The sequence below is a fragment of the Sphingorhabdus contaminans genome (genome assembly GCF_007280415.1).
GTDB classification, from domain to species: Bacteria; Pseudomonadota; Alphaproteobacteria; order Sphingomonadales; family Sphingomonadaceae; genus Sphingorhabdus_B; species Sphingorhabdus_B contaminans.
Genome location: NZ_VKKU01000001.1, coordinates 811,611 through 835,538 on the forward strand (window position 1 = coordinate 811,611; position 23,928 = coordinate 835,538).

Annotated in this window: 25 protein-coding genes; all 25 read left to right on the plus strand. The window is 56.9% G+C overall.

The window, feature by feature from the left end:
- Positions 1 to 215: 215 nt before the first annotated feature.
- Positions 216 to 2,183, plus strand: a complete 1,968-nt coding sequence (gene tkt / locus FOM92_RS04050) for a transketolase (protein WP_143775482.1) — start codon at positions 216 to 218, stop codon at positions 2,181 to 2,183.
- A gap of 11 nt (positions 2,184 to 2,194) precedes the next feature.
- A complete protein-coding gene (gap, locus tag FOM92_RS04055) occupies positions 2,195 to 3,202 on the plus strand; it encodes a type I glyceraldehyde-3-phosphate dehydrogenase (protein WP_143775483.1) in 1,008 nt (335 codons plus the stop codon).
- Positions 3,203 to 3,214: 12 nt separating this feature from the next.
- A complete protein-coding gene (locus tag FOM92_RS04060) occupies positions 3,215 to 4,411 on the plus strand; it encodes a phosphoglycerate kinase (protein ID WP_143775484.1) in 1,197 nt (398 codons plus the stop codon).
- Between the two features lie 78 nt (positions 4,412 to 4,489).
- Positions 4,490 to 5,377: a fructose bisphosphate aldolase gene (locus tag FOM92_RS04065; protein ID WP_143775485.1), complete on the plus strand. Its 888-nt coding sequence runs from the start codon at positions 4,490 to 4,492 to the stop codon at positions 5,375 to 5,377.
- A gap of 70 nt (positions 5,378 to 5,447) precedes the next feature.
- The gene (gene thiE / locus FOM92_RS04070) at positions 5,448 to 6,071 is read left to right on the plus strand and encodes a thiamine phosphate synthase (protein ID WP_143775486.1); all 624 of its coding nucleotides are present in this window, start codon (positions 5,448 to 5,450) and stop codon (positions 6,069 to 6,071) included.
- A gap of 80 nt (positions 6,072 to 6,151) precedes the next feature.
- Entirely contained in the window at positions 6,152 to 6,715 is a 564-nt protein-coding gene (gene efp / locus FOM92_RS04075) for an elongation factor P (RefSeq protein WP_143775487.1), read from the plus strand.
- The gene (locus FOM92_RS04080) at positions 6,715 to 7,533 is read left to right on the plus strand and encodes an inositol monophosphatase family protein (RefSeq protein WP_143775488.1); all 819 of its coding nucleotides are present in this window, start codon (positions 6,715 to 6,717) and stop codon (positions 7,531 to 7,533) included. The genes efp and FOM92_RS04080 overlap by 1 nt, the downstream gene beginning before the upstream one ends.
- Before the next feature lie 98 nt (positions 7,534 to 7,631).
- Positions 7,632 to 8,006 carry an NADH-quinone oxidoreductase subunit A gene (ndhC, locus tag FOM92_RS04085; RefSeq protein WP_143775489.1) on the plus strand — a complete coding sequence of 125 codons (375 nt, stop codon included), beginning with the start codon at positions 7,632 to 7,634 and terminating at the stop codon, positions 8,004 to 8,006.
- Positions 7,997 to 8,533, plus strand: a complete 537-nt coding sequence (locus FOM92_RS04090) for a NuoB/complex I 20 kDa subunit family protein (RefSeq protein ID WP_143775490.1) — start codon at positions 7,997 to 7,999, stop codon at positions 8,531 to 8,533. Before ndhC ends, FOM92_RS04090 begins: the two co-directional genes overlap by 10 nt.
- Positions 8,530 to 9,285 (plus strand): NADH-quinone oxidoreductase subunit C, encoded by a 756-nt coding sequence (locus FOM92_RS04095; protein WP_143775491.1) that lies wholly within the window; start codon positions 8,530 to 8,532, stop codon positions 9,283 to 9,285. Before FOM92_RS04090 ends, FOM92_RS04095 begins: the two co-directional genes overlap by 4 nt.
- Entirely contained in the window at positions 9,282 to 10,493 is a 1,212-nt protein-coding gene (locus FOM92_RS04100; RefSeq protein WP_143775492.1) for an NADH-quinone oxidoreductase subunit D, read from the plus strand. The genes FOM92_RS04095 and FOM92_RS04100 overlap by 4 nt, the downstream gene beginning before the upstream one ends.
- Complete coding sequence (locus FOM92_RS04105; RefSeq protein ID WP_143775493.1) at positions 10,490 to 10,672, plus strand: hypothetical protein; 183 nt, start codon at positions 10,490 to 10,492, stop codon at positions 10,670 to 10,672. Before FOM92_RS04100 ends, FOM92_RS04105 begins: the two co-directional genes overlap by 4 nt.
- Positions 10,665 to 11,333 carry a complex I 24 kDa subunit family protein gene (locus tag FOM92_RS04110; RefSeq protein WP_143775494.1) on the plus strand — a complete coding sequence of 223 codons (669 nt, stop codon included), beginning with the start codon at positions 10,665 to 10,667 and terminating at the stop codon, positions 11,331 to 11,333. The genes FOM92_RS04105 and FOM92_RS04110 overlap by 8 nt, the downstream gene beginning before the upstream one ends.
- Positions 11,333 to 11,470, plus strand: coding sequence for a hypothetical protein (locus tag FOM92_RS15920; RefSeq protein ID WP_170226784.1), 138 nt, complete (start codon positions 11,333 to 11,335; stop codon positions 11,468 to 11,470). The genes FOM92_RS04110 and FOM92_RS15920 overlap by 1 nt, the downstream gene beginning before the upstream one ends.
- Positions 11,470 to 12,765: an NADH-quinone oxidoreductase subunit NuoF gene (gene nuoF / locus FOM92_RS04115; RefSeq protein ID WP_143775495.1), complete on the plus strand. Its 1,296-nt coding sequence runs from the start codon at positions 11,470 to 11,472 to the stop codon at positions 12,763 to 12,765. Before FOM92_RS15920 ends, nuoF begins: the two co-directional genes overlap by 1 nt.
- Before the next feature lie 2 nt (positions 12,766 to 12,767).
- Positions 12,768 to 14,768 (plus strand): NADH-quinone oxidoreductase subunit NuoG, encoded by a 2,001-nt coding sequence (nuoG, locus tag FOM92_RS04120; RefSeq protein ID WP_143775496.1) that lies wholly within the window; start codon positions 12,768 to 12,770, stop codon positions 14,766 to 14,768.
- The gene (nuoH, locus tag FOM92_RS04125) at positions 14,765 to 15,946 is read left to right on the plus strand and encodes an NADH-quinone oxidoreductase subunit NuoH (RefSeq protein ID WP_143775497.1); all 1,182 of its coding nucleotides are present in this window, start codon (positions 14,765 to 14,767) and stop codon (positions 15,944 to 15,946) included. The genes nuoG and nuoH overlap by 4 nt, the downstream gene beginning before the upstream one ends.
- Positions 15,943 to 16,431 (plus strand): NADH-quinone oxidoreductase subunit NuoI, encoded by a 489-nt coding sequence (nuoI, locus tag FOM92_RS04130; protein WP_143775498.1) that lies wholly within the window; start codon positions 15,943 to 15,945, stop codon positions 16,429 to 16,431. Before nuoH ends, nuoI begins: the two co-directional genes overlap by 4 nt.
- A gap of 12 nt (positions 16,432 to 16,443) precedes the next feature.
- Entirely contained in the window at positions 16,444 to 17,064 is a 621-nt protein-coding gene (locus FOM92_RS04135) for an NADH-quinone oxidoreductase subunit J (protein WP_143775499.1), read from the plus strand.
- A complete protein-coding gene (gene nuoK / locus FOM92_RS04140; protein ID WP_143775500.1) occupies positions 17,061 to 17,366 on the plus strand; it encodes an NADH-quinone oxidoreductase subunit NuoK in 306 nt (101 codons plus the stop codon). Before FOM92_RS04135 ends, nuoK begins: the two co-directional genes overlap by 4 nt.
- Before the next feature lie 6 nt (positions 17,367 to 17,372).
- Positions 17,373 to 19,412 carry an NADH-quinone oxidoreductase subunit L gene (gene nuoL / locus FOM92_RS04145; protein WP_143775501.1) on the plus strand — a complete coding sequence of 680 codons (2,040 nt, stop codon included), beginning with the start codon at positions 17,373 to 17,375 and terminating at the stop codon, positions 19,410 to 19,412.
- The gene (locus FOM92_RS04150; RefSeq protein WP_143775502.1) at positions 19,412 to 20,977 is read left to right on the plus strand and encodes an NADH-quinone oxidoreductase subunit M; all 1,566 of its coding nucleotides are present in this window, start codon (positions 19,412 to 19,414) and stop codon (positions 20,975 to 20,977) included. The genes nuoL and FOM92_RS04150 overlap by 1 nt, the downstream gene beginning before the upstream one ends.
- On the plus strand, positions 20,977 to 22,419 hold the full coding sequence (gene nuoN / locus FOM92_RS04155; RefSeq protein WP_143775503.1) for an NADH-quinone oxidoreductase subunit NuoN: 1,443 nt from the start codon (positions 20,977 to 20,979) through the stop codon (positions 22,417 to 22,419). Before FOM92_RS04150 ends, nuoN begins: the two co-directional genes overlap by 1 nt.
- Positions 22,416 to 23,132, plus strand: coding sequence for a biotin--[acetyl-CoA-carboxylase] ligase (locus FOM92_RS04160; protein WP_143775504.1), 717 nt, complete (start codon positions 22,416 to 22,418; stop codon positions 23,130 to 23,132). The genes nuoN and FOM92_RS04160 overlap by 4 nt, the downstream gene beginning before the upstream one ends.
- A gap of 14 nt (positions 23,133 to 23,146) precedes the next feature.
- Positions 23,147 to 23,926, plus strand: coding sequence for a type III pantothenate kinase (locus tag FOM92_RS04165; RefSeq protein ID WP_143775505.1), 780 nt, complete (start codon positions 23,147 to 23,149; stop codon positions 23,924 to 23,926).
- Positions 23,927 to 23,928: the final 2 nt, after the last annotated feature.

Genomic DNA, 23,928 nt, shown 5'->3' on the forward strand with positions numbered 1-23,928 from the left:
GTTACCTACTGCAATTTAGCAAATTAAAACTATTTGGCAAATGCGCTTCCAATTGAGACAACCTGCTTATGCGAGTGCAAATCAGCCGCCAATGGCTTGACGCCTGCACCTTCGCTCCGCAAAGGGTGCCCACGAGCGACTCGGAACAGCACGGCCTGCTTCAATATCCGTCGATTTTTTGGAGGCAATCAGGTCGTTAAAGGGGAATGAGATAGATGACTGTCAACCAACGGCAGATGGCCAATGCAATTCGCGCACTGGCTATGGATGCTATTCAGGCCGCCAACAGCGGGCATCCCGGAATGCCGATGGGCATGGCAGATGTTGCGACAGTTCTTTATACCGATTTTCTGAAATTTGATCCCAGTGATCCCAAATGGCATGACCGTGACCGCTTTGTCCTGTCTGCCGGACATGGTTCGATGCTGGCTTATGCCACGCTGCACCTGACAGGTTATGCGCGGCCCACAATGGATAATATCCGCAATTTCCGCCAGTTACACAGCCCTTGCGCCGGCCATCCCGAAAATTTCGAGCTGGAAGGTGTGGAGGCAACGACGGGTCCCCTTGGCCAAGGCCTGGCGATGGCCGTCGGCATGGCGATTGCCGAGCGCCATTTGAACGCTGTCTTCGGGGACGAACTGGTCGACCATAAGACCTGGGTCATTGCCGGTGACGGATGCCTGATGGAAGGCATTAATCACGAAGCCATCGGCCTTGCCGGGCATCTTGGCCTTGGTCGTTTAAACGTACTTTGGGACGACAACCGCATTACGATCGATGGCGCGGTAGATTTGTCATCAAGTGAAGATATCGCGGCCCGCTATGCCGCCACAGGATGGCATGTGGTCAAATGTGACGGGCATGATTTCGACGATATCAGGCGGGCCATGGCCGAAGCCGTCGCGGACCCGCGGCCTTCGTTGATCGCTTGCCACACCATTATCGGCTATGGAGCCCCCAACAAGCAGGGCAGTTCAAAAGTGCACGGTTCGCCGCTGGGTGACGAGGAAATCGCCGCCACGCGCCAGCAACTTGGCTGGGATAGCGCACCTTTTGAAGTCCCCGGAGATATTCTCGATGCCTGGCGCGCACTGGGCGGCAAGGGTGCATCTGCAAAGACCGCTTGGCAGGAACGGCTTGCAAATAGTTTACATAAAACAGAATTTTTACGTCGTATGGCGGGCGATATCGATGCGACAGCGGCGATGTCGGCCTATAAGGCGCAACTGGCTACCGACTTGCCAAAGGCGGCAACCCGCAAGTCATCCGAAATGGCTTTGGGTCCATTGACAGAGGCGTTTCCGGAATTGCTGGGCGGATCGGCCGACCTGACCGGTTCAAACAATACCAAAACATCGTTCACCAAACCCCTGAATAAAGACGATTATTCGGGTCGTTACATTTATTACGGCATCCGCGAGTTTGGAATGGCCGCGGCCATGAATGGCATGGCGTTGCACGGGGGCGTTGTGCCCTTTGGTGGCACCTTCCTGATCTTTTCGGACTATGCCCGTCCCGCAATCCGCCTTTCGGCACTGCAGGGTTTGCGTGTGGTCTACGTGTTGACCCATGACAGTATCGGGCAGGGCGAAGACGGCCCAACGCACCAGCCGATCGAGCAGCTTCAGAGCCTGCGGATGATCCCGAATCTGGAGCTTTTCCGCCCGTGCGATGCGATTGAGGTTGCCGAATGCTGGCAACTGGCGCTGGAACGCAAGGAAGGGCCATCGGTACTCGCATTGTCCCGTCAGGATCTGGCGATGGTGCGTACTTCGGTGGACAGCAATCTGTCCGCCAAAGGCGCGTACCGCATTCAATCTGCGGCAAACGCGCGGAAAGTTGTCCTCATCGCCACAGGATCGGAAGTTGCCCTCGCAACCGAGGTTGCGGCGCAGCTGGAAGCAAAGGGTATCGGCGCGGATGTCATCTCCATGCCCAGCATGACCCGTTTTCTTGCGCAGGACGCCGCCTACCGGGACGAATTGCTGCCCGACGACGGCACATTGCGTGTCTCGATTGAGGCCGGCACTACCTTTGGATGGAGCGATGTGACCGGCGCCAATGGCCTTCACATTGGTCTGGACCGCTTCGGCGCATCGGCCCCGGGCAAGGTTCTTATGGAATATTTTGGTTTCTCTGCCGACAAAATCACCCCTCAAATCATCGCCAAATTAGGCTGATAGGAGCATATATGACTGTCAAAGTAGCTATTAACGGATTTGGCCGCATCGGCCGTCTCGTCGCCCGCGCCATTTTGGAGCGTGACGATCATGATCTGGAACTGGTCGCGATCAACGATCTGGCACCGGCAAAGGCCAACGCGCTGCTGTTCAAGCGCGACAGCGTACATGGCGCGTTCCCCGGTTCTGTCGAGGCGGATGGCAACGACATCATCGTCAATGGCAAGCGTATCCATGTGACGGCCGAGCGTGACCCTGCGAACCTGCCGCATGCCGCCAATGGGGTGGATATCGCGCTGGAATGCACCGGTTTCTTCACCGATCGCGCAAGCGCTGAAAAGCATCTGGCCGCCGGCGCCAAGCGCGTGCTGATTTCGGCACCGGGCAAAAATGTCGACAAGACGGTGGTGTATGGCGTCAACCATGACGTGCTGACCGCAGCCGATGTGATCGTATCCAACGCAAGCTGCACCACCAACTGCCTTGCACCGTTGGCCAAGGTTCTGCACGATGCAATCGGCATCGAGCGTGGCCTGATGACCACCATCCACAGCTACACCAATGACCAGAAAATTCTGGACCAGATCCATGACGATATGCGCCGCGCACGTGCAGCCGCTATGTCGATGATCCCGACGACCACCGGTGCCGCGCGCGCTGTGGGCGAGGTTTTGCCCGAGTTGAAGGGCAAGCTGGACGGTTCGGCAATCCGCGTGCCGACTCCCAATGTCAGCATTGTTGACCTGACCTTCACGCCCAAGCGTGACACGACAAAGGAAGAGGTCAATGATCTGCTCAAGGCGGCTTCGGAAGGCGCTTTGAAGGGCGTTTTGGCCTATTCCGACGAACCATTGGTATCGATCGACTATAACCACTGCCCGGCCAGCTCGACCATCGACAGCTTGGAAACCGCGGTTATCGACGGTAAACTGGTCCGCGTTCTCAGCTGGTACGACAATGAATGGGGTTTCTCCAACCGCATGGTCGACACCGCCGGCGTCATCGGCAAGCTGATCTAAGGGCTGAAAAACATGGCATTTCGCACTCTCGACGATCTGGGTGATATTAAGGGGAAGCGCGCTTTGGTGCGCGTGGATTTGAATGTCCCCATGGCCGACGGGCGTGTGACCGACGATATGCGCCTGCGCGCCCTTTTACCGACAGTTTTGGAACTGAGCGACAAGGGCGCAAAGGTGTTGTTGCTGGCGCATTATGGCCGTCCAAAGGGCGCCAAGCATAGCGAAATGTCGGTATCCATGGTGCTTGATGCGCTGCAAGAAGTTGTCGGTCGCGAGATCATGTTCGTTCCGGAAATTGCGGGCGATGTGGTAACCCAGTCGGTGGGGATATTGGCAGACGGCGATATCGCCCTGCTTGAAAATACCCGCTTCTGGCCGGGCGAAGAGAAAAATGATCCCGAACTTGCCAAGGCCGTTGCGGCCAATGGAGATTTCTACGTCAACGACGCCTTTTCAGCCGCGCACCGTGCGCATATGTCGACAGAAGGTCTTGCCCATCTGCTTCCCGCCTATGCCGGTCGTTCGATGGAGGCCGAGCTTAAGGCACTGGAAGCGGCGCTGGGTAATCCGCAGCACCCTGTCGCTGCGGTTGTCGGTGGCGCGAAGGTTTCTACGAAACTCGATGTTCTCAACAATCTGGTGAAACAGGTGGACCATCTGATCATCGGGGGCGGCATGGCCAATACCTTTTTGGCGGCGCGCGGGATCGATGTGGGCAAGTCGCTCTGCGAACATGACCTTGCGGACACGGCCAATGCCATATTGGAGACCGCCGATGCGTCCGGTTGCACGGTCCATCTGCCATATGACGTCGTGACGTCAGTCGAATTCCGCAGTAATCCGCCAATCCGGACGGTCAACGTGCACGAAGTTGCAAAAGACGAGATGATCCTGGATGTCGGCCCTGCGGCTGTTGAAGCGTTGGGCGATGTATTGAAAACCTGCCGTACGCTCGTCTGGAACGGCCCGTTGGGCGCGTTCGAGATCGAACCGTTCGATGCCGCGACTGTGGCATTGGCACGGACGGCGGCTGCGCTGACCAAAGAGGGTTCTCTTGTATCGGTCGCTGGCGGCGGTGACACCGTGGCGGCACTGGCCCATGCGGGTGTAACCGACGACTTCTCCTTCATCTCGACCGCCGGTGGCGCGTTTCTCGAATGGATGGAAGGCAAGCCCTTGCCAGGCGTCGATGCGCTTCAAACGGATTAACCCCACGGGGCGCATTGCCCCGTTTTTTTTAATGTGCTTTTGCATACGTATGCAAAATGGATAGATTAGGAATTGAATATGCACGATCCCAAAATGCTCGAAAAGATCGCGACAGGCGCGGGCTTCATTGCCGCACTTGACCAGAGCGGTGGCTCCACCCCCAAGGCACTTCGCGGCTATGGCATTATGGAAGACGCCTACAGCAATGACGAGGAAATGTTTGGCCTTATCCACGATATGCGTACCCGCATCATCACATCGCCAAGCTTTTCGAACGGCAAGGTCATCGGGGCGATTTTGTTTGAACGGACCATGGACGGCACTGCAGACGGCAAGCCTGTACCGACGGCATTGTGGGAACGCGGCGTTGTGCCGTTCCTGAAAGTCGACAAGGGACTGGAGGATGAAGCCGACGGCGTGCAGATGATGAAGCCGATGCCCGATCTTGATGCGCTGCTGACCCGCGCAAGGGAAAAGGGCGTGTTCGGAACCAAGAAACGTTCGGTGATCAACAGCGCGTCGCCATCGGGTATCGCCGCGATCGTCAAGCAGCAGTTTGAAGTTGCCGAACAGATTTTGGCGCATGGCCTGATGCCAATCATCGAACCCGAGGTGAACATCAAAAGCGCCGACCGCGCCCAGAGCGATGCAATCCTTCGCGACGAAATCCTGAAGGCGCTGGATACCGTTTCGGGTGACCACAAGGTTATGTTGAAACTGTCGATCCCGGCGGAAGCCGGACTTTTCGATCCGCTGGTGCAGCACCCCCGGGTATTGCGGGTGGTCGCCCTTTCGGGTGGATTTGCCCGTCCCGAGGCTTGTGTAGAACTTGCAAAGAACAAGGGCATGATCGCAAGCTTCTCCCGCGCCTTGCTGGAGGACCTGCGGCACCAGATGACCGATGCCGAATTTGACGCGTCGCTGGGCAGTGCCATTGACGAAATTGCCGCTGCTTCGGCAACCTGAGGTTGGAGAGGGGCTGGCGGCGATGCGCAAGACATTTGCCGCCAGCCTAAACCCCCGCTAAAGGCGCGGCATGACCGATATTGGATGCCAGCTTTATCTCATCTCCCCGCTCGACGTAGGTGGGGCTTTTCCCGAAAAACTCGAACAGGCCTTGTCCGCTGGACCCGTCGCGGCGTTCCAGTTCCGCGTGAAAGGCATGGATCAGCACGAGGCGGCGTCTCTGGCTGTCCCCTTGCAGGAAATATGTGCGCGGCATGATGTCGCCTTCATCGTCAACGACAGCATATCCCTTGCAAAAAGACTGAAGGCCGATGGTGTGCATTTGGGGCAGGGCGATGGCGATGTGCGCGATGCCCGGGCACAACTTGGCCGTGACGCGCAGATTGGCGTCACCTGTCACAACAGCCGTCATCTGGCGATGGAAGCGGCCGAGGCGGGTGCAGACTATGTTGCCTTTGGCGCTTTTTTTTCCACCAGTACAAAAGAGGTCGAGCATATTGCCGAACTGGATACCGTGGAAAAATGGGTGCTGGTGACCGAAATCCCCTGTGTCGCGATTGGCGGCATCACCCCCGATAATGCAAAGCCCCTGATTGATGCGGGCGCGGATTTCCTCGCCGTGTCCGGCGCTGTGTGGAATCATCCCCAGGGTCCGGCTGAAGCGGTAAAAGCGTTTAACGCCCTGCTTGCCTAATTCGGTCGCGCCCGTTAAAGGCCGCGACCAACGGCACGCAGCGCGTGTCTGCTCTTTCCATTTGTTAGCGAGTTCGTTCCATGAAAATCAACGCGGTTGAAATCAAGCCGGGTAACATCCTTGAATATGAAAACGGTCTGTGGCGCACGGTAAAGACCGCGCATACCCAACCAGGCAAGGGCGGTGCCTATATGCAGGTCGAACTCAAAAACCTGCGTGATGGTCGCAAGAACAATGTCCGTTTCCGTTCGGCGGAAAGCGTGGAGCGTGTTCGTCTTGACCAGAAGGATTTCCAGTTCCTCTATGCCGAAGGCGAGAATCTCGTTTTCATGGACAAGGAAACCTATGACCAGGTGACCCTGCCGGTTGATTTGCTGGGCGATGCCGCTGCCTTTTTACAGGACGGCATGGACGTCGTTATGGAGATGTATGAAGACGAGGCGCTTTCGGTAGCCTTGCCCGACCAGATTGAAGCCACTGTGGTTGAGGCCGATGCCGTGGTCAAAGGCCAGACTGCTTCGTCCAGCTATAAACCTGCCATTCTCGACAATGGTGTGCGCGTCATGGTGCCTCCCTTTATCAGCTCGGGCACGCGGATCGTCGTTGACGTTTACGAACGGGAATATGTCCGGAAGGCCGATTAATGCCAGCACTGACCGGTCTTTTAACCATCATGGAGAAGGCGGCCCGTAAGGCGGGTGGCAAGCTCCGTCGCGATTTCGGTGAGATTGAGCATCTGCAGGTCTCGCAAAAGGGACCGGCCGACTTTGTTTCAAAGGCTGATGAGCGCGCCGAAGATACTATCTTCCGCGAGCTTGAAGCGGCCCGTCCCGATTGGGGCTTCCTTCTGGAAGAAGGCGGCGAGATTGCGGGCGCTGAAGGTAAACCGCGTTTCATCGTCGATCCGCTCGACGGGACGAGCAACTTTTTGCACGGCATTCCGCATTTCGCGATTTCGATTGCGGTGCAGGATCCCAAACCCGATCGTTCGGGATGGGGCGATATTTTTGCAGGGCTGGTTTACAACCCGATTACCGATGAAAGCTTTTGGGCAGAGCGAGGCAAGGGCGCCTGGCTTGGCCACCGTCGTCTGCGCGTTTCGGCACGCCGGCAATTGAACGAAGCCCTGATTGCCACCGGCACGCCCTATAAGGGCCATGGCGATTTTGACGAGTGGGGCAAGATTTACGCCGCAGTCGGACCGCAAGTTGCGGGGATCCGCCGCTTTGGTGCCGCCAGTCTGGATCTCGCCTGGCTCGCCGCCGGCCGTTATGACGGCTTCTGGGAAAGCGGACTTTCGGCGTGGGATACGGCTGCGGGTTGCCTGCTGGTGCGCGAAGCGGGAGGCTTTGTTACCGACTATCGCGGACGTAGCCCGCATATTGCGGACACACAGGTTCTGGCCGCAAATGACATTTTGCACAGCAAGCTTCACAAACTGCTTGTAGGTGCTTTGAAATAAACACCTAAAATGGCTTTAAAAGCGGGTTGCAGGCCTTGCAGGCGGGGATACTTCTGCCTAAAAGCGCGGCACGTTTACGGGGCCAAAGCGAGTCTGTTATGACTGATTTATCGCAGTATCTGCCGATCTTACTATTCCTGTTTGTGGCGCTTGCCCTGTCGTCGGCCTTTGTGTTTTTACCCATGGGGGTGTCGCGCCTGACCGGGGCGCACCAGCCGACCGAGGCAAAGCTGGCGGAATATGAATGCGGATTTCCCGCATTCGAAGATTCGCGCAGCCAGTTTGACGTACGCTTTTACCTTGTCGCCATCCTGTTCATCATCTTCGATCTCGAAGCAGCATTTCTGTTTCCATGGGCAGTAAGCCTGGGTGAAACAGGCTGGGTAGGTTGGGGCACCATGATGCTGTTCCTTTTCGAACTGGTCATTGGCTTTATTTATGCGTGGAAAGTGGGAGCCCTCGAATGGGAGTAATCACACAGACACCGGCGGACGCGTCCGTTCCCGATTCCGGTTTCTTTAAGGATATTGAAAGCGAAGTGAGCGACAAGGGTTTTGTCGTCACCTCGACCGAGGATCTGTTCAACTGGGCACGTACGGGTTCGTTGTGGCCGATGACCTTTGGTCTTGCCTGCTGCGCGGTCGAGATGATCCACGGCTATATGCCGCGTTACGACTTTGAACGTTTCGGCATCGCCCCGCGCGCATCCCCGCGCCAGTCGGACGTGATGATCGTCGCCGGGACATTGTGCAACAAAATGGCACCCGCGCTGCGCAAGGTGTACGACCAGATGTCCGAACCCAAATATGTCATCTCCATGGGAAGCTGCGCCAATGGTGGTGGCTATTATCATTACAGCTATAGCGTCGTGCGCGGTTGCGACCGGATTGTTCCTGTCGACATTTATGTCCCGGGCTGCCCGCCGACCGCCGAGGCGCTGCTTTATGGCATCATGCAATTGCAACGGAAAATCCGTCGGACAGGGACGTTGGAACGGTGACACATCCAGCCCCCCATATTGAAAAGCCCAAGGGCACGGTTGCCGCAATCAAAAAGCTGCTGGGCAAGGACTTGCTTGGCGTCGATGAAGCCAATGGCGAACTCGCGCTGCATGTGAAGCGGGATGCGCTCGTCAGTGTTTTGACGCGGTTGCGTGATGAGTGCGAATATCAGCAGCTCATGGAAATCGCCGGTGTCGATTGGCCCGACCGCGACCCGCGTTTTGAAGTTGTGTATTTCCTGCTCAGCCTGACCAAGAACCATCGTATCCGCGTACATGTGACAACCAATGAGGACGTTGCTGTACCATCGGTGACCGGTATCTGGCCTGTCGCAGGCTGGTTGGAACGCGAAGTGTTCGACATGTATGGCGTCCTGTTCTCGGGCAACGACGATTTGCGGCGTATCCTAACGGACTATGGCTTTACCGGCCATCCGCAGCGCAAGGATTTCCCGCTGACCGGTTATGTCGAGCTTCGTTATTCCGAAGAGGAAAAGCGCGTGAAATATGAGCCGGTGCAACTGGCACAGGATTTCCGCAGCTTCGATTTCCTGTCGCCATGGGAAGGTGCCGATTATGTGCTGCCCGGCGATGAGAAGGTGATCAAGTCCAACGAACCGCCCCGTGGCACGCCGCCGCGGGTAAATGATCCCAAGACGACGGAAAAACCGTCGCAGACCGGCGCGGGTGCGGCGGCCAATGCGGAAGCCAAAAAGCGCACGGTGCGGAAACCGAAGGCGGTGAAAGAATGAACCTTCAGCAGGACCTGGCCCCCACCACCGGTGATGAGGTCATCGAAAATTACACGATCAACTTTGGTCCGCAGCATCCGGCGGCGCACGGCGTTTTGCGTCTGGTCATGGAACTGGACGGTGAAATCGTGGAGCGGCTCGATCCGCATATCGGCCTGCTGCACCGCGGCACGGAAAAGCTGATCGAGTATAAAACCTATTTGCAGGCGCTGCCTTATTTCGACCGTCTCGATTATGCTTCACCGCTGGCGATGGAGCATAGCTATGTGCTGGCGATCGAAAAGCTTCTGAACCTCGATGTTCCATTGCGGGCGCAATATCTTCGCGTGTTGTTCGCGGAAATGACCCGCATTTCGAACCATTTGCTCAACATCGCGCACCATGCGCTCGACGTAGGTGCGATGACCCCCGGCCTGTGGCTGTATGAAGCGCGCGAAGATTGCATGGGCTTTTTTGAACGGGCCAGCGGTGCACGTATGCACACCGCCTGGTTCCGCCCCGGCGGCGTGCATCAGGATGTACCGTTGAAGCTGCTGACCGATATCGGCGAATGGCTCGACGACCGTCTGCCGCGCTTGTTCGAAGACGCGATGAAGCTTGTCGTCGACAACCGCATCTTCAAACAGCGCAATGTCGATATCGCGATTGTTTCCAGAGAAGACTCGATCAAATGGGGCTTTTCCGGTCCGATGATCCGTGCAGCGGGCATCCCGTGGGATATCCGCAAAAGCCAGCCTTATGACGTCTATGCCAAGATGGACTTCGACATTCCTGTCGGCACGCGCGGCGATTGCTACGACCGGTTCATGGTCCGTGTTGAAGAGGTGCGCCAGTCGATCCGCATCATGAAGCAATGCCTCAGCCAGATGCCTGAAGGCCCTGTGTGCAGCGACGACCGTAAAGTGGTTCCGCCCAAACGCGCCGAAATGAAGCAGAGTATGGAAGCGCTGATCCACCATTTCAAACTCTACACCGAAGGCTTCAAGGTGCCCGCGGGCAGCGTCTATGTCGCGACCGAAAGCCCTAAGGGCGAGTTTGGCGTTTATCTGGTGTCGGATGGCACCAACAAACCCTATCGCTGCAAAATCCGTCCGACAGCCTTCTCCCATCTGCAGGCCATGGACTTCATGTCGCGCGGCCACATGCTTGCCGACACGACCGCCATTCTGGGCGCACTCGACATTGTGTTCGGGGAGTGTGACCGGTGATTTTGAGGGAAGCCCTATTCCTGGCGGCGGCCCTTTTCGGGTCATTTGCCTTGGTGGCGACCTATCTCTGGCTGTTTCACAGCCACGTAAATGTGAAAGAACTCGGTTCGACCGGGGCGGCAATGGCCTTTGGCGCTTATGCCGGACGAATTTGGGGACGTAAGGAACGACATGGCTGACGCAGCACATATCCCTGACGAAGCAGAAACCCGCGCAAAGTGGGGCAATTTTGCCTTTTCGCCGGAATATAAGAAAAAGGCTGATATCTATATCGGCCGCTACCCAGCCGGACGTCAGCAATCGGCGGTGATGGCGCTGCTCGACCTTGCTCAGCGGCAGGTCGGGGAAGAAACGAAGACGCAGGGCTGGCTGCCGGTCCCGGTCATCGAATATGTCGCCCAATATCTCGGCATGCCCTATATGCGCGCCTATGAGGTTGCGACCTTTTACACCATGTACAACCTCGCGCCCGTCGGCCGCTATCATGTGCAGGTGTGCGGAACGACGCCATGCATGCTGCGCGGTTCGGACGATATCATGGCGGCATGCAAAAACCGTGGCCTTTTCAAAGGTGCGACCACGCCGGACGGTTTGTTCACGCTGACCGAAGTCGAGTGCATGGGCAATTGTTCCTCTGCACCGATGGTCCAGATCAACGACGATAATTATGAAGATCTGGACTATGACAGCATGACCGCAATCCTCGGCGATCTGGCCGACGGAAAGCAGCCCAAGATCGGCACGCAATTACCCGGGCGGCACACGGTGGAGCCTTATGGTGGGCCGACAACATTGAAGGCCATGGTCGACAAGAACCATGATTATCGGGGTGAGTGGTAATGGAATGGCTCCCCTTGGCCGGCGTTCTGGTCGCCGCATTTGTCGCTTGGAAATTGCTGACCGGCATTATTAAGCTCGCGGTAATCGGAATGATTATCGCAGGCGGTGCCTGGTTCATGCTGGGAGGATTGGGTTGATGCTCCAGGATAAAGACCGTATTTTTACCAACCTTTATGGCTATCAGGATTTCGGCCTGAAAGCCGCGCAGAAGCGTGGGGATTGGGACAAGACAGCGGCCCTGATGAAAGTCGGGCAGGATGCTATTATCGAGGAAGTGAAAGCTTCCGGCCTGCGCGGGCGCGGCGGGGCAGGGTTCCCGACTGGGATGAAGTGGAGCTTCATGCCCAAAAATCCGACGCCCGAACGGCCCAACTTCCTTGTCATCAATGCCGACGAATCCGAACCCGGTTCGTGCAAGGACCGCGAGATTATCCGCCATGATCCGCACAAGCTGATCGAAGGTGCGCTGATCGCCGGTTTCGCCATGCGCGCCCGGGCCGCTTATATCTATATCCGCGGCGAGTATATCTTTGAGGCCAAGGTCCTCGAAAAAGCTGTTGCCGAAGCTTATGCCGCCGGTCTTCTTGGCAAGAATGCCGCGAAATCGGGCTATGATTTCGACGTCTTCGTCCATCGCGGTGCAGGGGCCTATATTTGCGGCGAAGAAACCGCGATGATCGAAAGCCTGGAAGGCAAAAAGGGACAGCCGCGCCTGAAACCGCCATTCCCGGCGGGCGCTGGCCTTTATGGCTGCCCGACGACCGTCAACAATGTCGAAAGTATCGCCGTTGTTCCGACGATCCTGCGGCGTGGTGCCGCATGGTTCAAAAGCTTCGGCCGGGAAAACAACCATGGCACAAAGTTGTTCCAGATCTCCGGTCATGTCGAAAAACCCTGCGTTGTCGAGGAATCGATGAGCATTCCGTTCCGCGAGCTGATCGAAAAGCATTGCGGCGGTGTGCGTGGCGGGTGGGACAATCTGCTTGCCGTCATTCCCGGCGGTTCGTCGGTCCCGCTGGTCCCGGCGGCCATGATGATGGACGTTCCCATGGACTTCGACGGCTGCAAGGAAGTGGGCTCCGGCCTGGGCACCGCAGCGGTGATCGTGATGGACAAGTCCACCGACATCGTCCGCGCCATTTCGCGCTTGTCCTATTTTTACAAGCATGAAAGCTGCGGCCAGTGTACGCCTTGCCGTGAAGGCACGGGCTGGATGTGGCGCGTGATGGAGCGCATGCGCACCGGTGATGCCGCCGCGTCCGAGATCGACATGCTGTTCGAGGTTACCAAACAGGTTGAAGGCCACACAATCTGCGCGCTCGGCGATGCCGCAGCCTGGCCGATCCAGGGCCTCATCAAGCATTTCCGTCCAGAGATGGAGCGCCGGATCGCGGAGAAGCATGGGGACAATATGTTGGAGGCGGCGGAATAATTATGCCTAAAGTCACTGTAGACGGCCTCGAAATCGAAGTTCCCGCCGGCGCAACCGTGCTGCAGGCCTGTGAGCTTGCAGGTAAGGAAATACCGCGCTTTTGCTATCATGAGCGGCTGTCCATTGCGGGCAATTGCCGTATGTGCCTTGTAGAGGTTGCCCCTGGGCCACCCAAGCCGCAGGCGAGCTGCGCACTGCCCGCGACCGAGGGACAGATCATCAAGACCGACAGCCCGATGGTCAAAAAGGCACGGGAAGGGGTGATGGAGTTCCTCCTGATCAACCACCCGCTTGATTGCCCCATCTGCGACCAGGGCGGCGAATGCGATCTGCAGGACCAGTCCGTAGCCTATGGCCGGGGCGCGTCGCGCTATGATGAAAACAAGCGGGCTGTGACCGAGAAATATATGGGTCCCATCGTCAAAACGGTGATGACCCGCTGCATCCAGTGCACGCGCTGTGTCCGTTTTGCGGAAGAAGTTGCAGGCATCGAAGAAATCGGCGCGATTGGCCGTGGCGAGAATATGCAGATCACCAGCTATCTGGAACGTGCGGTGACCAGCGAATTGTCCGGCAATGTGGTCGACCTGTGCCCCGTGGGCGCGCTGACGTCGAAACCCTATGCTTTTGAAGCCCGTCCCTGGGAACTCAAGAAGACCCCAAGCATCGACGTTATGGATGCCGTTGGCACCAACATCCGTCTCGACAGCCGCGGCCGTGCCGTGTTGCGCGCTTTGCCGCGGATCAACGATGATGTGAACGAAGAATGGGCGTCGGATAAAACCCGTCACGCTGTTGATGGCCTGACCCATCGTCGGCTCGACAAGCCTTATGTCCGCAAGGACGGCAAGCTGGTTGCCGTAAGCTGGGCCGAGGCGTTTGACGCCGTGAAGGCACATTGGACGGGCGAAGCCGCGGTACTTGCCGGTGATCAGGTTGATTGCGAAACCATGTTCGCCGCGCGCGAACTTGCCGGTTCGGCGATGCTGGAAGGACGCCAGACAGGTCTCGCGTATGACACATCGTCGCTGAGCGCGGTCAATTTCAACACCACCATCGCCGGCATCGAAAACGCCGATGTCATCCTGCTCGTCGGCAGCGATCTGCGCCGCGAGGCTGCGCTGGTGAACACCCGCGTGCAAAAGGCTGTCCGCAAAAAAGGCGCGAAGGTTTTTGCCATCGGTCCTGTGACGGACCTGACTTATAAGGTCGAATGGCTGGGTGATGATCTTTCGGCCCTGACCAAGGCACCCAAGGCGTTGGCAGACGCCCTGAAAACCGCCGAACGTCCTGCAATCATCGTGGGTGGCGGTGCCTTGCGTTATGAAGGTGTGCACGGCGCAGCGCTCGCCTTTGCGAAGAAGTACAAGCTGGTGCGCGATGGCTGGAATGGCTTCAATATTCTCCATTTCGCGGCAGCCCGTATGGGTGGCCTGATGCTGGGTTATGCCTATGACGGCGGTATCAAGGCGCTGGCCGCTAAAAAGCCGAAGCTGGCCTTCTTCCTCGGTGCGGACGAGGTCGATTACGGTCTCTTTGCCAAAACGTTCAAAGTCTATGTGGGCCATCATGGTGACCAGGGCGCGCGGCATGCCGACGTTATCCTGCCGGGTGCAGCCTATAGCGAAAAATCCGGCACCTATGTAAATCTCGAAGGCCGCGTCCAGCGTGGCGAACGCGCGGTGTTCCCGCCCGGGGACGCACGGGAGGATTGGGCAATTTTCCGGGCACTATCGGATGTGCTCGGTAAACGTCTGCCATTTGACAGCCTTGATGCATTGCGCGCCGAAATGGCGAAGGCTGTACCTGCGTTAGGGGTTGAAGGTCTGGCCAATTATGGCTGGAGCGAACCCAAGCTGTCTGCGACGGTCAGCGGCAAGATCGCCGACTATCCGATCAAGGATTTCTACCTGACCAACGCCATCTGCCGCGCGTCGGAGACGATGCAACGCTGCTCGGCCGAACTGGTGCATGGTGAAGAGTTTCTGGAGGCAGCGGAATGACCTCATTCTTCCAATCGCTCGGCATGACCTATGAAGCCGCATGGTTCACCGCAACCATTGCGGGAATTCTGCTGATTGCCTTTCCGCTCATGCTGGCGGTTGCCCTTATCATTTACGCCGAGCGTAAATTGTGGGCGGCTTTTGCGCTGCGTAAGGGACCCAATGTGGTTGGTCCCTTCGGTGTCCTGCAGTCCTTTGCGGATGGTTTGAAGGTTTTCCTTCAGGAAACCATCATTCCCAGCGCCTCGAACCGCGGTCTGTTCCTTATTGCGCCGATTATCACCTTCACTGTGGCGTTAATGGCCTGGGCGGTTATTCCCTTTGGCGATGGCATGGTGCTTGCCGATATCAATGTCGGTCTGCTCTACATCCTCGCGATCAGCAGCCTTGGCGTCTACGGCGTTGTTATTTCGGGTTGGGCATCCAACTCTAAATATCCGTTCTATTCCGCCATGCGCGCCGCCGCGCAGATGATTTCCTATGAAGTCTCCATCGGTTTCATCCTGATCTGCGTCGTCCTGTGGGCGGGCACATTCAACATGGGCGGCATCATTGCCGGGCAGAAGGGCCATGTTCTGGGCTTAATCAACGCTTATGCGCTGAACCCGCTCCTGTTCCCGATTGCGGTCATGTTCCTCATCAGCGCGATGGCCGAAACAGCACGCGCGCCGTTCGACCTGACCGAGGCGGAAAGCGAATTGGTCGCGGGTTACCAGACCGAATATTCGTCCATGGCGTTCGCACTTTTCTGGCTCGGCGAATATGCCAATGTGCTGTTGATGTGCGCGCTGAACGCGATCCTTTTCTGGGGCGGATGGCTGCCACCGGTGGATTGGGCACCGCTCTATATGGTCCCGGGAATCTTCTGGCTCTTTGCCAAGATCCTCGTGATGTTCTTCATCTTCGCCTGGGTAAAGGCCACCGTGCCGCGTTACCGTTATGACCAGTTGATGCGTCTGGGTTGGAAGGTCTTCCTGCCAATCTCGCTTTTCTGGGTGTTTCTGGTGAGCGGATACCTGATGCTGACGCGCTACGAATGCAAAAACAGTGAACGGATGTATATTAGCCAAGTCACAGACGTGGAACGAGGTAAAACCTTCACTGCAGACAAGCCTACAAACAATTGGGATGGCATCTGCAGAAGTGACCTGAATGTGGCTGGAAAGGCCAGCAAATGACCACCATCGCCCATCTCATCAAATCCTTCACCCTGTGGGAATTCGTCAAGGCGCACTGGCTGACCTTGCAATATTTCTTCAAGCCCAAGGCGACGGTGAACTATCCGTTTGAAAAGAATCCGCTTAGCCCACGTTTCCGGGGCGAACATGCATTGCGGCGTTATCCCAATGGCGAGGAACGCTGCATTGCGTGCAAATTGTGCGAGGCCGTTTGCCCAGCGCAAGCGATCACGATCGAGGCGGAACCGCGCGAGGACGGCAGCCGTCGGACCACCCGCTACGACATCGACATGACGAAGTGCATCTATTGCGGTTTCTGTCAGGAAGCCTGTCCGGTGGATGCCATCGTCGAAGGGCCGAATTTCGAATATGCAACCGAAACGCGGGAAGAGCTTCTTTATGACAAGAACAAGCTGCTCGCCAATGGCGACAAATGGGAACGCGCGATTGCCGCGAACCTTGCCGCCGATGCGGCCTATCGGTAAGGGGCGCGGATTGTGATTCAGGTCATCTCTTTTTACCTTTTCGCCAGCATCCTGATCGCGTCGGCCGCGATGGTGATCTTTGCGCGTAACCCCGTGCACAGCGTGCTTTGGCTGATCGTTGCCTTTTTCAATGCGGCGGGCCTGATGGTCCTCATCGGTGCTGAATTCATCGCGATGTTGCTGGTCATTGTCTATGTCGGTGCGGTTGCGGTGCTTTTCCTCTTTGTCGTGATGATGCTCGACATTGATTTTGCCGAATTGCGTGCCGGCTTCGTCAAGAATGTGCCGCTGGGGCTATTACTGGCGGTCGTGCTTGTGGCGGAACTCATTCTGGGCGTCGGCGCCTATCGCGCCGGTGCCGTGAAACTCGGAACGCCGGAGGCCGGAGCTGCCACGGTTTCCAATACGGTGCCGAATATCGAAGCCATCGGGAACCTGCTCTACAGCAAATATATCTTCCTGTTTGAAAGCGCTGGCCTGATCTTGCTTGTCGCCATGGTTGGCGCGATAGTTCTAACCCACCGCCGCAGCCACGGCAGCAAGGGGCAGAATATCAACAGCCAGAATATGCGCCGTCCGCAGGATGCGACGCGCAATGTGAATCAGCCAGTCGGGCAGGGGGTCGAACTGTGATAGGCATCGAACATTATCTGGTGGTCAGTTCCATCCTGTTTGTGATGGGCGTGCTGGGCATTTTCCTGAACCGCAAGAATGTCATCATTATTCTGATGGCGATCGAGCTGATCCTGCTTGCCGTGAACATCAATCTTGTGGCTTTCAGCGCTTTCCTGGGCGATCTGACCGGGCAGATCTTTGCGATGTTCGTGCTGACCGTCGCAGCCAGTGAGGCAGCCATCGGGCTTGCCATATTGGTTATCTATTTCCGTGGTCGCGGCACCATTGCCGTTGACGATGTCAACCGGATGAAGGGGTAACATCCAGTGACTTCGATACATATCATCGTTTTCCTGCCGCTTCTGGCAGCGTTGATCGCAGGCCTTGGCCAGCGGTTCATCGGTGCGGTTGCGGCCAAGACGATCACGACCGCCGGTCTGTTCACCGCCTGTCTTTTAAGCTGGCCGATCTTCATCAGTTTCCTGACCGGTGATGAAAAGGCTTATGTCCAGCCGGTCATGACATGGGTGCAGTCCGGTGCGCTTTCCTTTAACTGGGAATTGCGCGTCGATGCCCTGACCGCGGTGATGCTGGTGGTTATCACCACCGTCTCGGCGCTCGTCCATCTGTATAGCTGGGGCTATATGGAGGAAGATCCCGACCAGCCCCGCTTTTTCGCCTATCTGTCGCTGTTCACCTTCGCCATGCTGATGCTGGTGACCGCCAACAATCTGGTGCAGATGTTCTTTGGCTGGGAAGGCGTCGGGCTTGCATCCTATCTGTTGATCGGTTTCTGGTACAAAAAGCCCAGCGCAAATGCCGCAGCGATCAAGGCTTTTGTCGTCAACCGCGTCGGCGACCTGGGCTTCATGCTGGGTATCTTTGGCGTATTCTGGCTATTTGGTACCGTTTCAATTCCCGACATCCTTGCCGCTGCGCCGGACAAGGTTGGGTCGAGCATCGGCTTCCTTGGCTATCGTGTCGATACGATGAGCCTGCTTTGCGTCCTTCTCTTCATTGGCGCGATGGGCAAGTCGGCGCAGCTTGGCCTGCACACTTGGCTTCCCGACGCGATGGAAGGCCCGACACCTGTGTCGGCCCTGATCCACGCGGCAACGATGGTGACCGCCGGTGTCTTCATGGTTTGCCGTCTGTCACCGCTGTTCGAAACTAGCCAGTTTGCTCTGGATGTCGTCACCATTGTCGGCGCGACGACCGCAATCTTCGCGGCGACGGTCGGATTGGTGCAGACCGACATCAAGCGCGTCATCGCCTATTCAACCTGCTCGCAACTTGGCTACATGTTCTTCGCCGCCGGAACCGGTGCCTATGGCGCCGCGATGTTCCATCTTTTCACCCATGCCTTCTTCAAGGCGCTGTTGTTCCTTGGCGCTGGTTCGGTGATCCATGCGATGCATCACGAACAGGATATGCGCTATTATGGGGGCTTGCGGAAACATATCCCGCTTACCTTCTGGGCAATGATGGCAGGTACATTGGCCATCACCGGTGTCGGCATCGTCGGTGTCGGTGGTTTTGCGGGCTTCTATTCCAAGGACGCCATTATCGAGGCGGCCTTCGCCAGCAGCTCGACCTACCATATGTACGGTTTTGCCATTGGTGTCGTCGCCGCGTTGCTGACCAGTTTCTACAGTTGGCGCCTGATGTTCCTGACATTCTTTGGAAAGCCCCGCTGGGCCGGTTCGGAGCATATCCAGCACGCTGTTCATGATGACCACCATCATGGTGACGACCACGCTCATCATGGTGGGCATGCTGATCATGGCGACGGTACCGCAGGCTATCATCCTCATGAAAGCCCGCTCCCGATGCTCATTCCGCTTGCGGTGCTTACCTTGGGCGCCGTGTTTGCCGGGTTCCTGTTCCATGGCGCATTTATCGAAGCCGAAACGGGTAAAGAGTTCTGGGCCAACAGCACGCTCTACTTCAACGAGCATCTGATGCATGCCATGCATGAAGTGCCGCTATGGGTGAAATTGTCGTCAACCGTCGCCATGCTGGTTGGCCTCAGCGTAGCTTATCTGATGTACCAGCGTTCGGAAGATGCGCCGCAAAAGCTGGCGACCATGTTCGCACCGCTTTACCGGTTCTTCCTCAACAAATGGTATTTTGATGAGCTTTACAACCTGATTTTCGTCCGTCCGGCCTTTTGGTTCGGTCGCCTTTTCTGGCAGCAGGGGGACATTGGTATCATCGACAGATTTGGTCCCAATGGTTCCGCCGCGGTAGTGAGCTTCACCAGCCGGATGGCTGTGCGGCTGCAGTCGGGATATCTTTACACCTATGCGCTGGTCATGCTTCTCGGCCTGGTCGCGGCGGTTAGCTGGATGATGGTGAAAGCATAATGAACGCCGCAGCACTTCCCATAATTTCGATCATGCTGGCCATCCCGATGGTGGCCGCAATCGCCTGTCTGTTTGTCCGCGCCGAAACAGCACGTGTGCTGGCGCTCGGTGCGACGCTGCTCAATCTTCTGTTGGGGGCCTGGCTGTGGGTCAGCTACGATCCCGCAGGGGCGCAGTGGCAATTTGTGGAAAGCCTCCAGTTGTTTGGCCCCATTGGCTGGAAACTAGGCATTGATGGCATATCCCTGACACTGATCATGCTGTCTGTATTCCTGATGCCGATCTGCATCGGGGCAAGCTGGCACGCCATCGACAAGCGGGTCGGTGAATATATGGCCGCTTTCCTGCTGATGGAAACGCTGATGATCGGTGTTTTTGCCGCGCAGGATCTGCTGTTGTTCTACATCTTCTTCGAAGCCGGCCTGATCCCCATGTATCTGATCATCGGTATCTGGGGCGGGGCAGAGCGGATCTACGCTTCCTACAAATTCTTCCTCTACACGCTGCTTGGCTCGGTCGTAATGCTGATCGCCATGCTGTGGATGATACAGACCGCTGGTACGGCCGATATCCCCACATTGCTCAACACCGACTTCCCAGTCGAGGCGCAGAAATGGCTGTGGCTTGCTTTCTTCGCGAGCTTCGCTGTTAAAATGCCGATGTGGCCGGTCCACACCTGGTTACCGGATGCCCACGTTCAGGCTCCTACTGCCGGTTCGGTCATATTGGCGGGCGTGCTGTTGAAAATGGGCGGATACGGCTTCCTGCGCTTCTCGCTGCCGATGTTCCCTGAAGCCAGCGCGGATTTCATCCCTCTGGTATTTGGCCTGTCGATGGTCGCCGTTGTCTATACCTCGCTCGTCGCGCTGGTGCAGAGCGATATGAAAAAGCTGATCGCTTATTCGTCGGTGGCGCATATGGCGATTGTCACCGTCGGCCTGTTCACCTTCAACCAGCAGGGGATCGAAGGCGCAATCATCGTGATGCTTAGCCATGGTCTGGTTTCAGGCGCGCTGTTCCTATGCGTAGGCGTAATCTACGATCGGCTGCATACCCGCGAGATCAGCCGCTATGGCGGATTGAGCATTAACATGCCCAAATATGCGCTGTTGTTCATGCTCTTTACCATGGCGAGCGTCGGGCTTCCCGGGACCAGCGGTTTTGTCGGCGAATTCCTGTCGTTGGCAGGGGCGTATAAGGTTTCGACCTGGGCTACCCTGATCGCAACCACCGGCATCATTTTGGGCGCAGGCTATATGCTTTATCTCTATCTCCGCATCGCCTTTGGCGAACAAAAAAATGCCGATGCGGCCGCTATGTCGGATATAGATGGCCGTGAAATGTGGCTACTCGCTCCGATTGCGGCGGCGGTGCTCTGGATGGGTGTCTATCCGGAAAGCTTCCTCGCGCCGATCCGTCGTGACGTTGCTACCATCGTCGAACGTATTGAACGTGCTGCACCTGCAGGGGACAGCAAATTAAAGGCCAATGATCCCACCACCGCCAAATATCGGGTTGGGGGACATGGCGAAGAAAAGAACAAGGCTGAGGGGAGCCACCACTAATGGACCTTAATGCTTCACTTTTCCTCGTTCGTCCCGAGGTTATTCTCAGCTTTTCCGCGCTCGCTCTGCTGCTGCTCGCAGCATGGCGGAGTGATTCAGGGCGTCTGGCAAGCATATTGGCGGTAACTGCGCTATTCGGCGCAGGCGCCTTTGTGGTGGATTTCATGGCGACGGGCACCGATGCAACCGCGTTTGACGGCCTGATCGGCAACGATGCATTCGGCAATTTTGCAAAGCTGTTGATCTATTTCGCTGCCGCCATTTCGTTGATGATTGCCCCGCGCTTCCTTGAAAATGCGGGCGCCATGCGCGCCGAATATCCAGTTCTTATCCTGCTTGCCGCCATCGGCATGGGAATCATGGTATCGGCAACGGATCTGGTAACGCTTTATATCGGCCTCGAACTGAACAGTTTGGCGGCTTATGTCTTGGCAAGCTTTGCGCGCTACGACGGACGCTCTGCGGAAGCTGGTCTGAAATATTTCGTGCTGGGTGCCCTTGCGAGCGGAATTCTGCTTTTTGGTATGTCGCTGCTGTACGGTTTTGCCGGTTCCACCAGCTTTAGTGCGATTGGTACGGCCTTGAACGGTGACATTAGTCTTGGGATGATATTCGGCATTGTCTTCGTTCTGTCGGGTCTTGCGTTTAAGATCAGCGCCGCGCCTTTCCATATGTGGACGCCGGACGTATATGAAGGTGCGCCTACTCCGGTAACGGCCTTTTTCGCCAGCGCCCCAAAGGTGGCAGCCAGCGTTTTGCTGATACGTGTGGTCATCGAGGCTTTTGGAAACGAAGCCATGGTCTGGCAGCAAATTGTCATCGTTGTCGCACTGATGTCGATTATCATCGGCGCCGTGGGTGCCATCGGGCAGCAGAATTTGAAACGTCTGCTGGCATATAGCTCGATCAACAATATCGGCTTCATTCTGATAGGCCTTGCCGCAGGGACTGAGCAGGGCGTTGCGGCGATGCTGGTCTATCTTGCCATTTATGTCGCCATGACGCTGGGCAGCTTCATCGTATTGATGCAGCTGAAGGCACGTGATGGCTCCTATCGCGAGACATTTGCCGACATTGCCGGCTTGTCGAAAACCCGTCCTGCACTGGCGGCGATCTTTGCGATCTTCATGTTCAGCCTCGCCGGTATCCCGCCCTTGTTCGGTTTCTGGGGCAAATTGGTGGTATTCCAGGCTGCTGTAGCTGCAAATCTGCTTCCGCTGGCCGTCATCGGGATTGCGGCGTCGGTAATCGGGGCCTTCTATTATCTGAAGGTTGTCAAGGTCATGTACTTCGACGAACCGGCAGATGTGATTGCGCCTGCCGATGATGCGGTCCTAAGCTGGACCGGCGGTATATTGGCAATTACCCAGTCACCGCTGGGTTATCTTGCCATACCGGTTCTGGCCGCACTTTCTGCACAAGCGGCAAGGGCGCTGTTCTGAACCCTGTTTTTGAAGAAGTTGCATTAACAGGGTCGACCAACGCCGACCTGCTGCAACGCGCGGCTGTTGGCGCGCCGGAAGGACTCTGGCTTCGCGCCGATGCGCAGGACGGCGGCCGCGGCCGCTTGGGGCGCAGTTGGGAAAGCCCGGGCGGCAATCTTTTTGCAAGCACCATTGTGCGTTTGCAGCCGTCCGATCCACAAGCGCCAACGCTTGCATTCGTCGCGGCTTTGGCCGTGCGCGATACGCTGCATCAAATCGCGCCGGAATGTGCCGTCCAGATCAAATGGCCCAATGACATCCTGTCTGCCGATGGGTCCAAAATCTGTGGTATCCTGCTGGAACGGACCGGCGAGGCGGTCGTCATCGGGATCGGTATCAATCTGACATCGTCGCCCGACATTCCCGGGCGTGCGACAACCGATCTGCATAAGCTCGGCATTCTCCCGCCGCATCCACAGGCAGTTACAGAAATTCTCGCTGCCAATATGGCAAGCTGGTTGATGCGTTGGCGCCAATATGGATTGCAGGCGTTGACGAGCGAATGGCAAAAGTTTGCCCATCCGGTCGGTACTGCATTATCGGTGCAGTTGCCCGACGGCACGCGGGAAGATGGACTTTACGCCGGACTGACTGCAGAGGGCGCACTTCAGCTTCGCTTGGCGGATGGGACGATCCATGCCATTCATGCCGCCGATGTTTTTCTCGTTTAGGCAGAGGACCGACTATGCTGCTCGCAATTGATACCGGCAACACCAACGTTAAATTTGCGCTGGTCGATGACAGCGGGGAAATCGTTAAACGCTGGCGCATTGCCACCGATGCACGCCGCACGGCCGATGAATATGCGGTATGGCTGGACCAGCTTATACAGATGGCAGGATTCCGCCGGAGTGATGTCAAAGCCGTCATAATCGCAACCGTTGTTCCCCGGGCGCTGCACAATCTGCAATTGCTTGCCTCGCACTATTTCGATTGCGAAGCACTTGTTGCCGGTCGGGGGAGCGTGGGCTGGGGCATCCAACTCAAGGTCGATGAGCCCCAATCGGTCGGCGCCGACCGCGCTGTAAATGCGATTGCTGCCCAATCCATGGCCGATGGTGACAAGCTTGTGATCAGTTTCGGCACGGCAACGACATTCGACTATATCGGCCCGGACGGATCCTATCGGGGCGGCAGTATTGCCCCTGGCGTGAACCTCAGTCTGGATGCGCTCTACGCTGCGGCTGCGATGCTGCCGCGAATTGCAATCGAGCCACCGCCAAATGAAAGCGTAATTGGTACGACAACAGTTGGACAAATGCAGATAGGTATCTATTGGGGCTATGTGGCGATGATCGAAGGGATGATCGCGCGAATGAAAGCTGAAATCGGCAAGCCAGTCACGGTTATCGCGACCGGCGGTCTCGCCATCCTGTTTCAGCAACATGGCCATTTATTTGACCGGGTAGAACCGGATTTGACGCTGCGGGGGCTGGCGCATTTGTACAGGAATCGAGAAACATAATC

What these genes read in the sequence shown, in the direction of transcription:
- nuoF (WP_143775495.1), top strand. Translation starts at nt 11,470, where the DNA reads ATGCTCCAGGATAAAGACCGTATTTTTACCAACCTTTATGGCTATCAG.
- nuoG (WP_143775496.1), top strand. Translation starts at nt 12,768, where the DNA reads ATGCCTAAAGTCACTGTAGACGGCCTCGAAATCGAAGTTCCCGCCGGC.
- FOM92_RS04060 (WP_143775484.1), top strand. Translation starts at nt 3,215, where the DNA reads ATGGCATTTCGCACTCTCGACGATCTGGGTGATATTAAGGGGAAGCGC.
- nuoH (WP_143775497.1), top strand. Translation starts at nt 14,765, where the DNA reads ATGACCTCATTCTTCCAATCGCTCGGCATGACCTATGAAGCCGCATGG.
- tkt (WP_143775482.1), top strand. Translation starts at nt 216, where the DNA reads ATGACTGTCAACCAACGGCAGATGGCCAATGCAATTCGCGCACTGGCT.
- efp (WP_143775487.1), top strand. Translation starts at nt 6,152, where the DNA reads ATGAAAATCAACGCGGTTGAAATCAAGCCGGGTAACATCCTTGAATAT.
- nuoN (WP_143775503.1), top strand. Translation starts at nt 20,977, where the DNA reads ATGGACCTTAATGCTTCACTTTTCCTCGTTCGTCCCGAGGTTATTCTC.
- FOM92_RS04110 (WP_143775494.1), top strand. Translation starts at nt 10,665, where the DNA reads ATGGCTGACGCAGCACATATCCCTGACGAAGCAGAAACCCGCGCAAAG.
- FOM92_RS04080 (WP_143775488.1), top strand. Translation starts at nt 6,715, where the DNA reads ATGCCAGCACTGACCGGTCTTTTAACCATCATGGAGAAGGCGGCCCGT.
- FOM92_RS04100 (WP_143775492.1), top strand. Translation starts at nt 9,282, where the DNA reads ATGAACCTTCAGCAGGACCTGGCCCCCACCACCGGTGATGAGGTCATC.
- FOM92_RS04150 (WP_143775502.1), top strand. Translation starts at nt 19,412, where the DNA reads ATGAACGCCGCAGCACTTCCCATAATTTCGATCATGCTGGCCATCCCG.
- nuoI (WP_143775498.1), top strand. Translation starts at nt 15,943, where the DNA reads ATGACCACCATCGCCCATCTCATCAAATCCTTCACCCTGTGGGAATTC.
- FOM92_RS04065 (WP_143775485.1), top strand. Translation starts at nt 4,490, where the DNA reads ATGCACGATCCCAAAATGCTCGAAAAGATCGCGACAGGCGCGGGCTTC.
- ndhC (WP_143775489.1), top strand. Translation starts at nt 7,632, where the DNA reads ATGACTGATTTATCGCAGTATCTGCCGATCTTACTATTCCTGTTTGTG.
- FOM92_RS04165 (WP_143775505.1), top strand. Translation starts at nt 23,147, where the DNA reads ATGCTGCTCGCAATTGATACCGGCAACACCAACGTTAAATTTGCGCTG.
- FOM92_RS15920 (WP_170226784.1), top strand. Translation starts at nt 11,333, where the DNA reads ATGGAATGGCTCCCCTTGGCCGGCGTTCTGGTCGCCGCATTTGTCGCT.
- gap (WP_143775483.1), top strand. Translation starts at nt 2,195, where the DNA reads ATGACTGTCAAAGTAGCTATTAACGGATTTGGCCGCATCGGCCGTCTC.
- thiE (WP_143775486.1), top strand. Translation starts at nt 5,448, where the DNA reads ATGACCGATATTGGATGCCAGCTTTATCTCATCTCCCCGCTCGACGTA.
- FOM92_RS04090 (WP_143775490.1), top strand. Translation starts at nt 7,997, where the DNA reads ATGGGAGTAATCACACAGACACCGGCGGACGCGTCCGTTCCCGATTCC.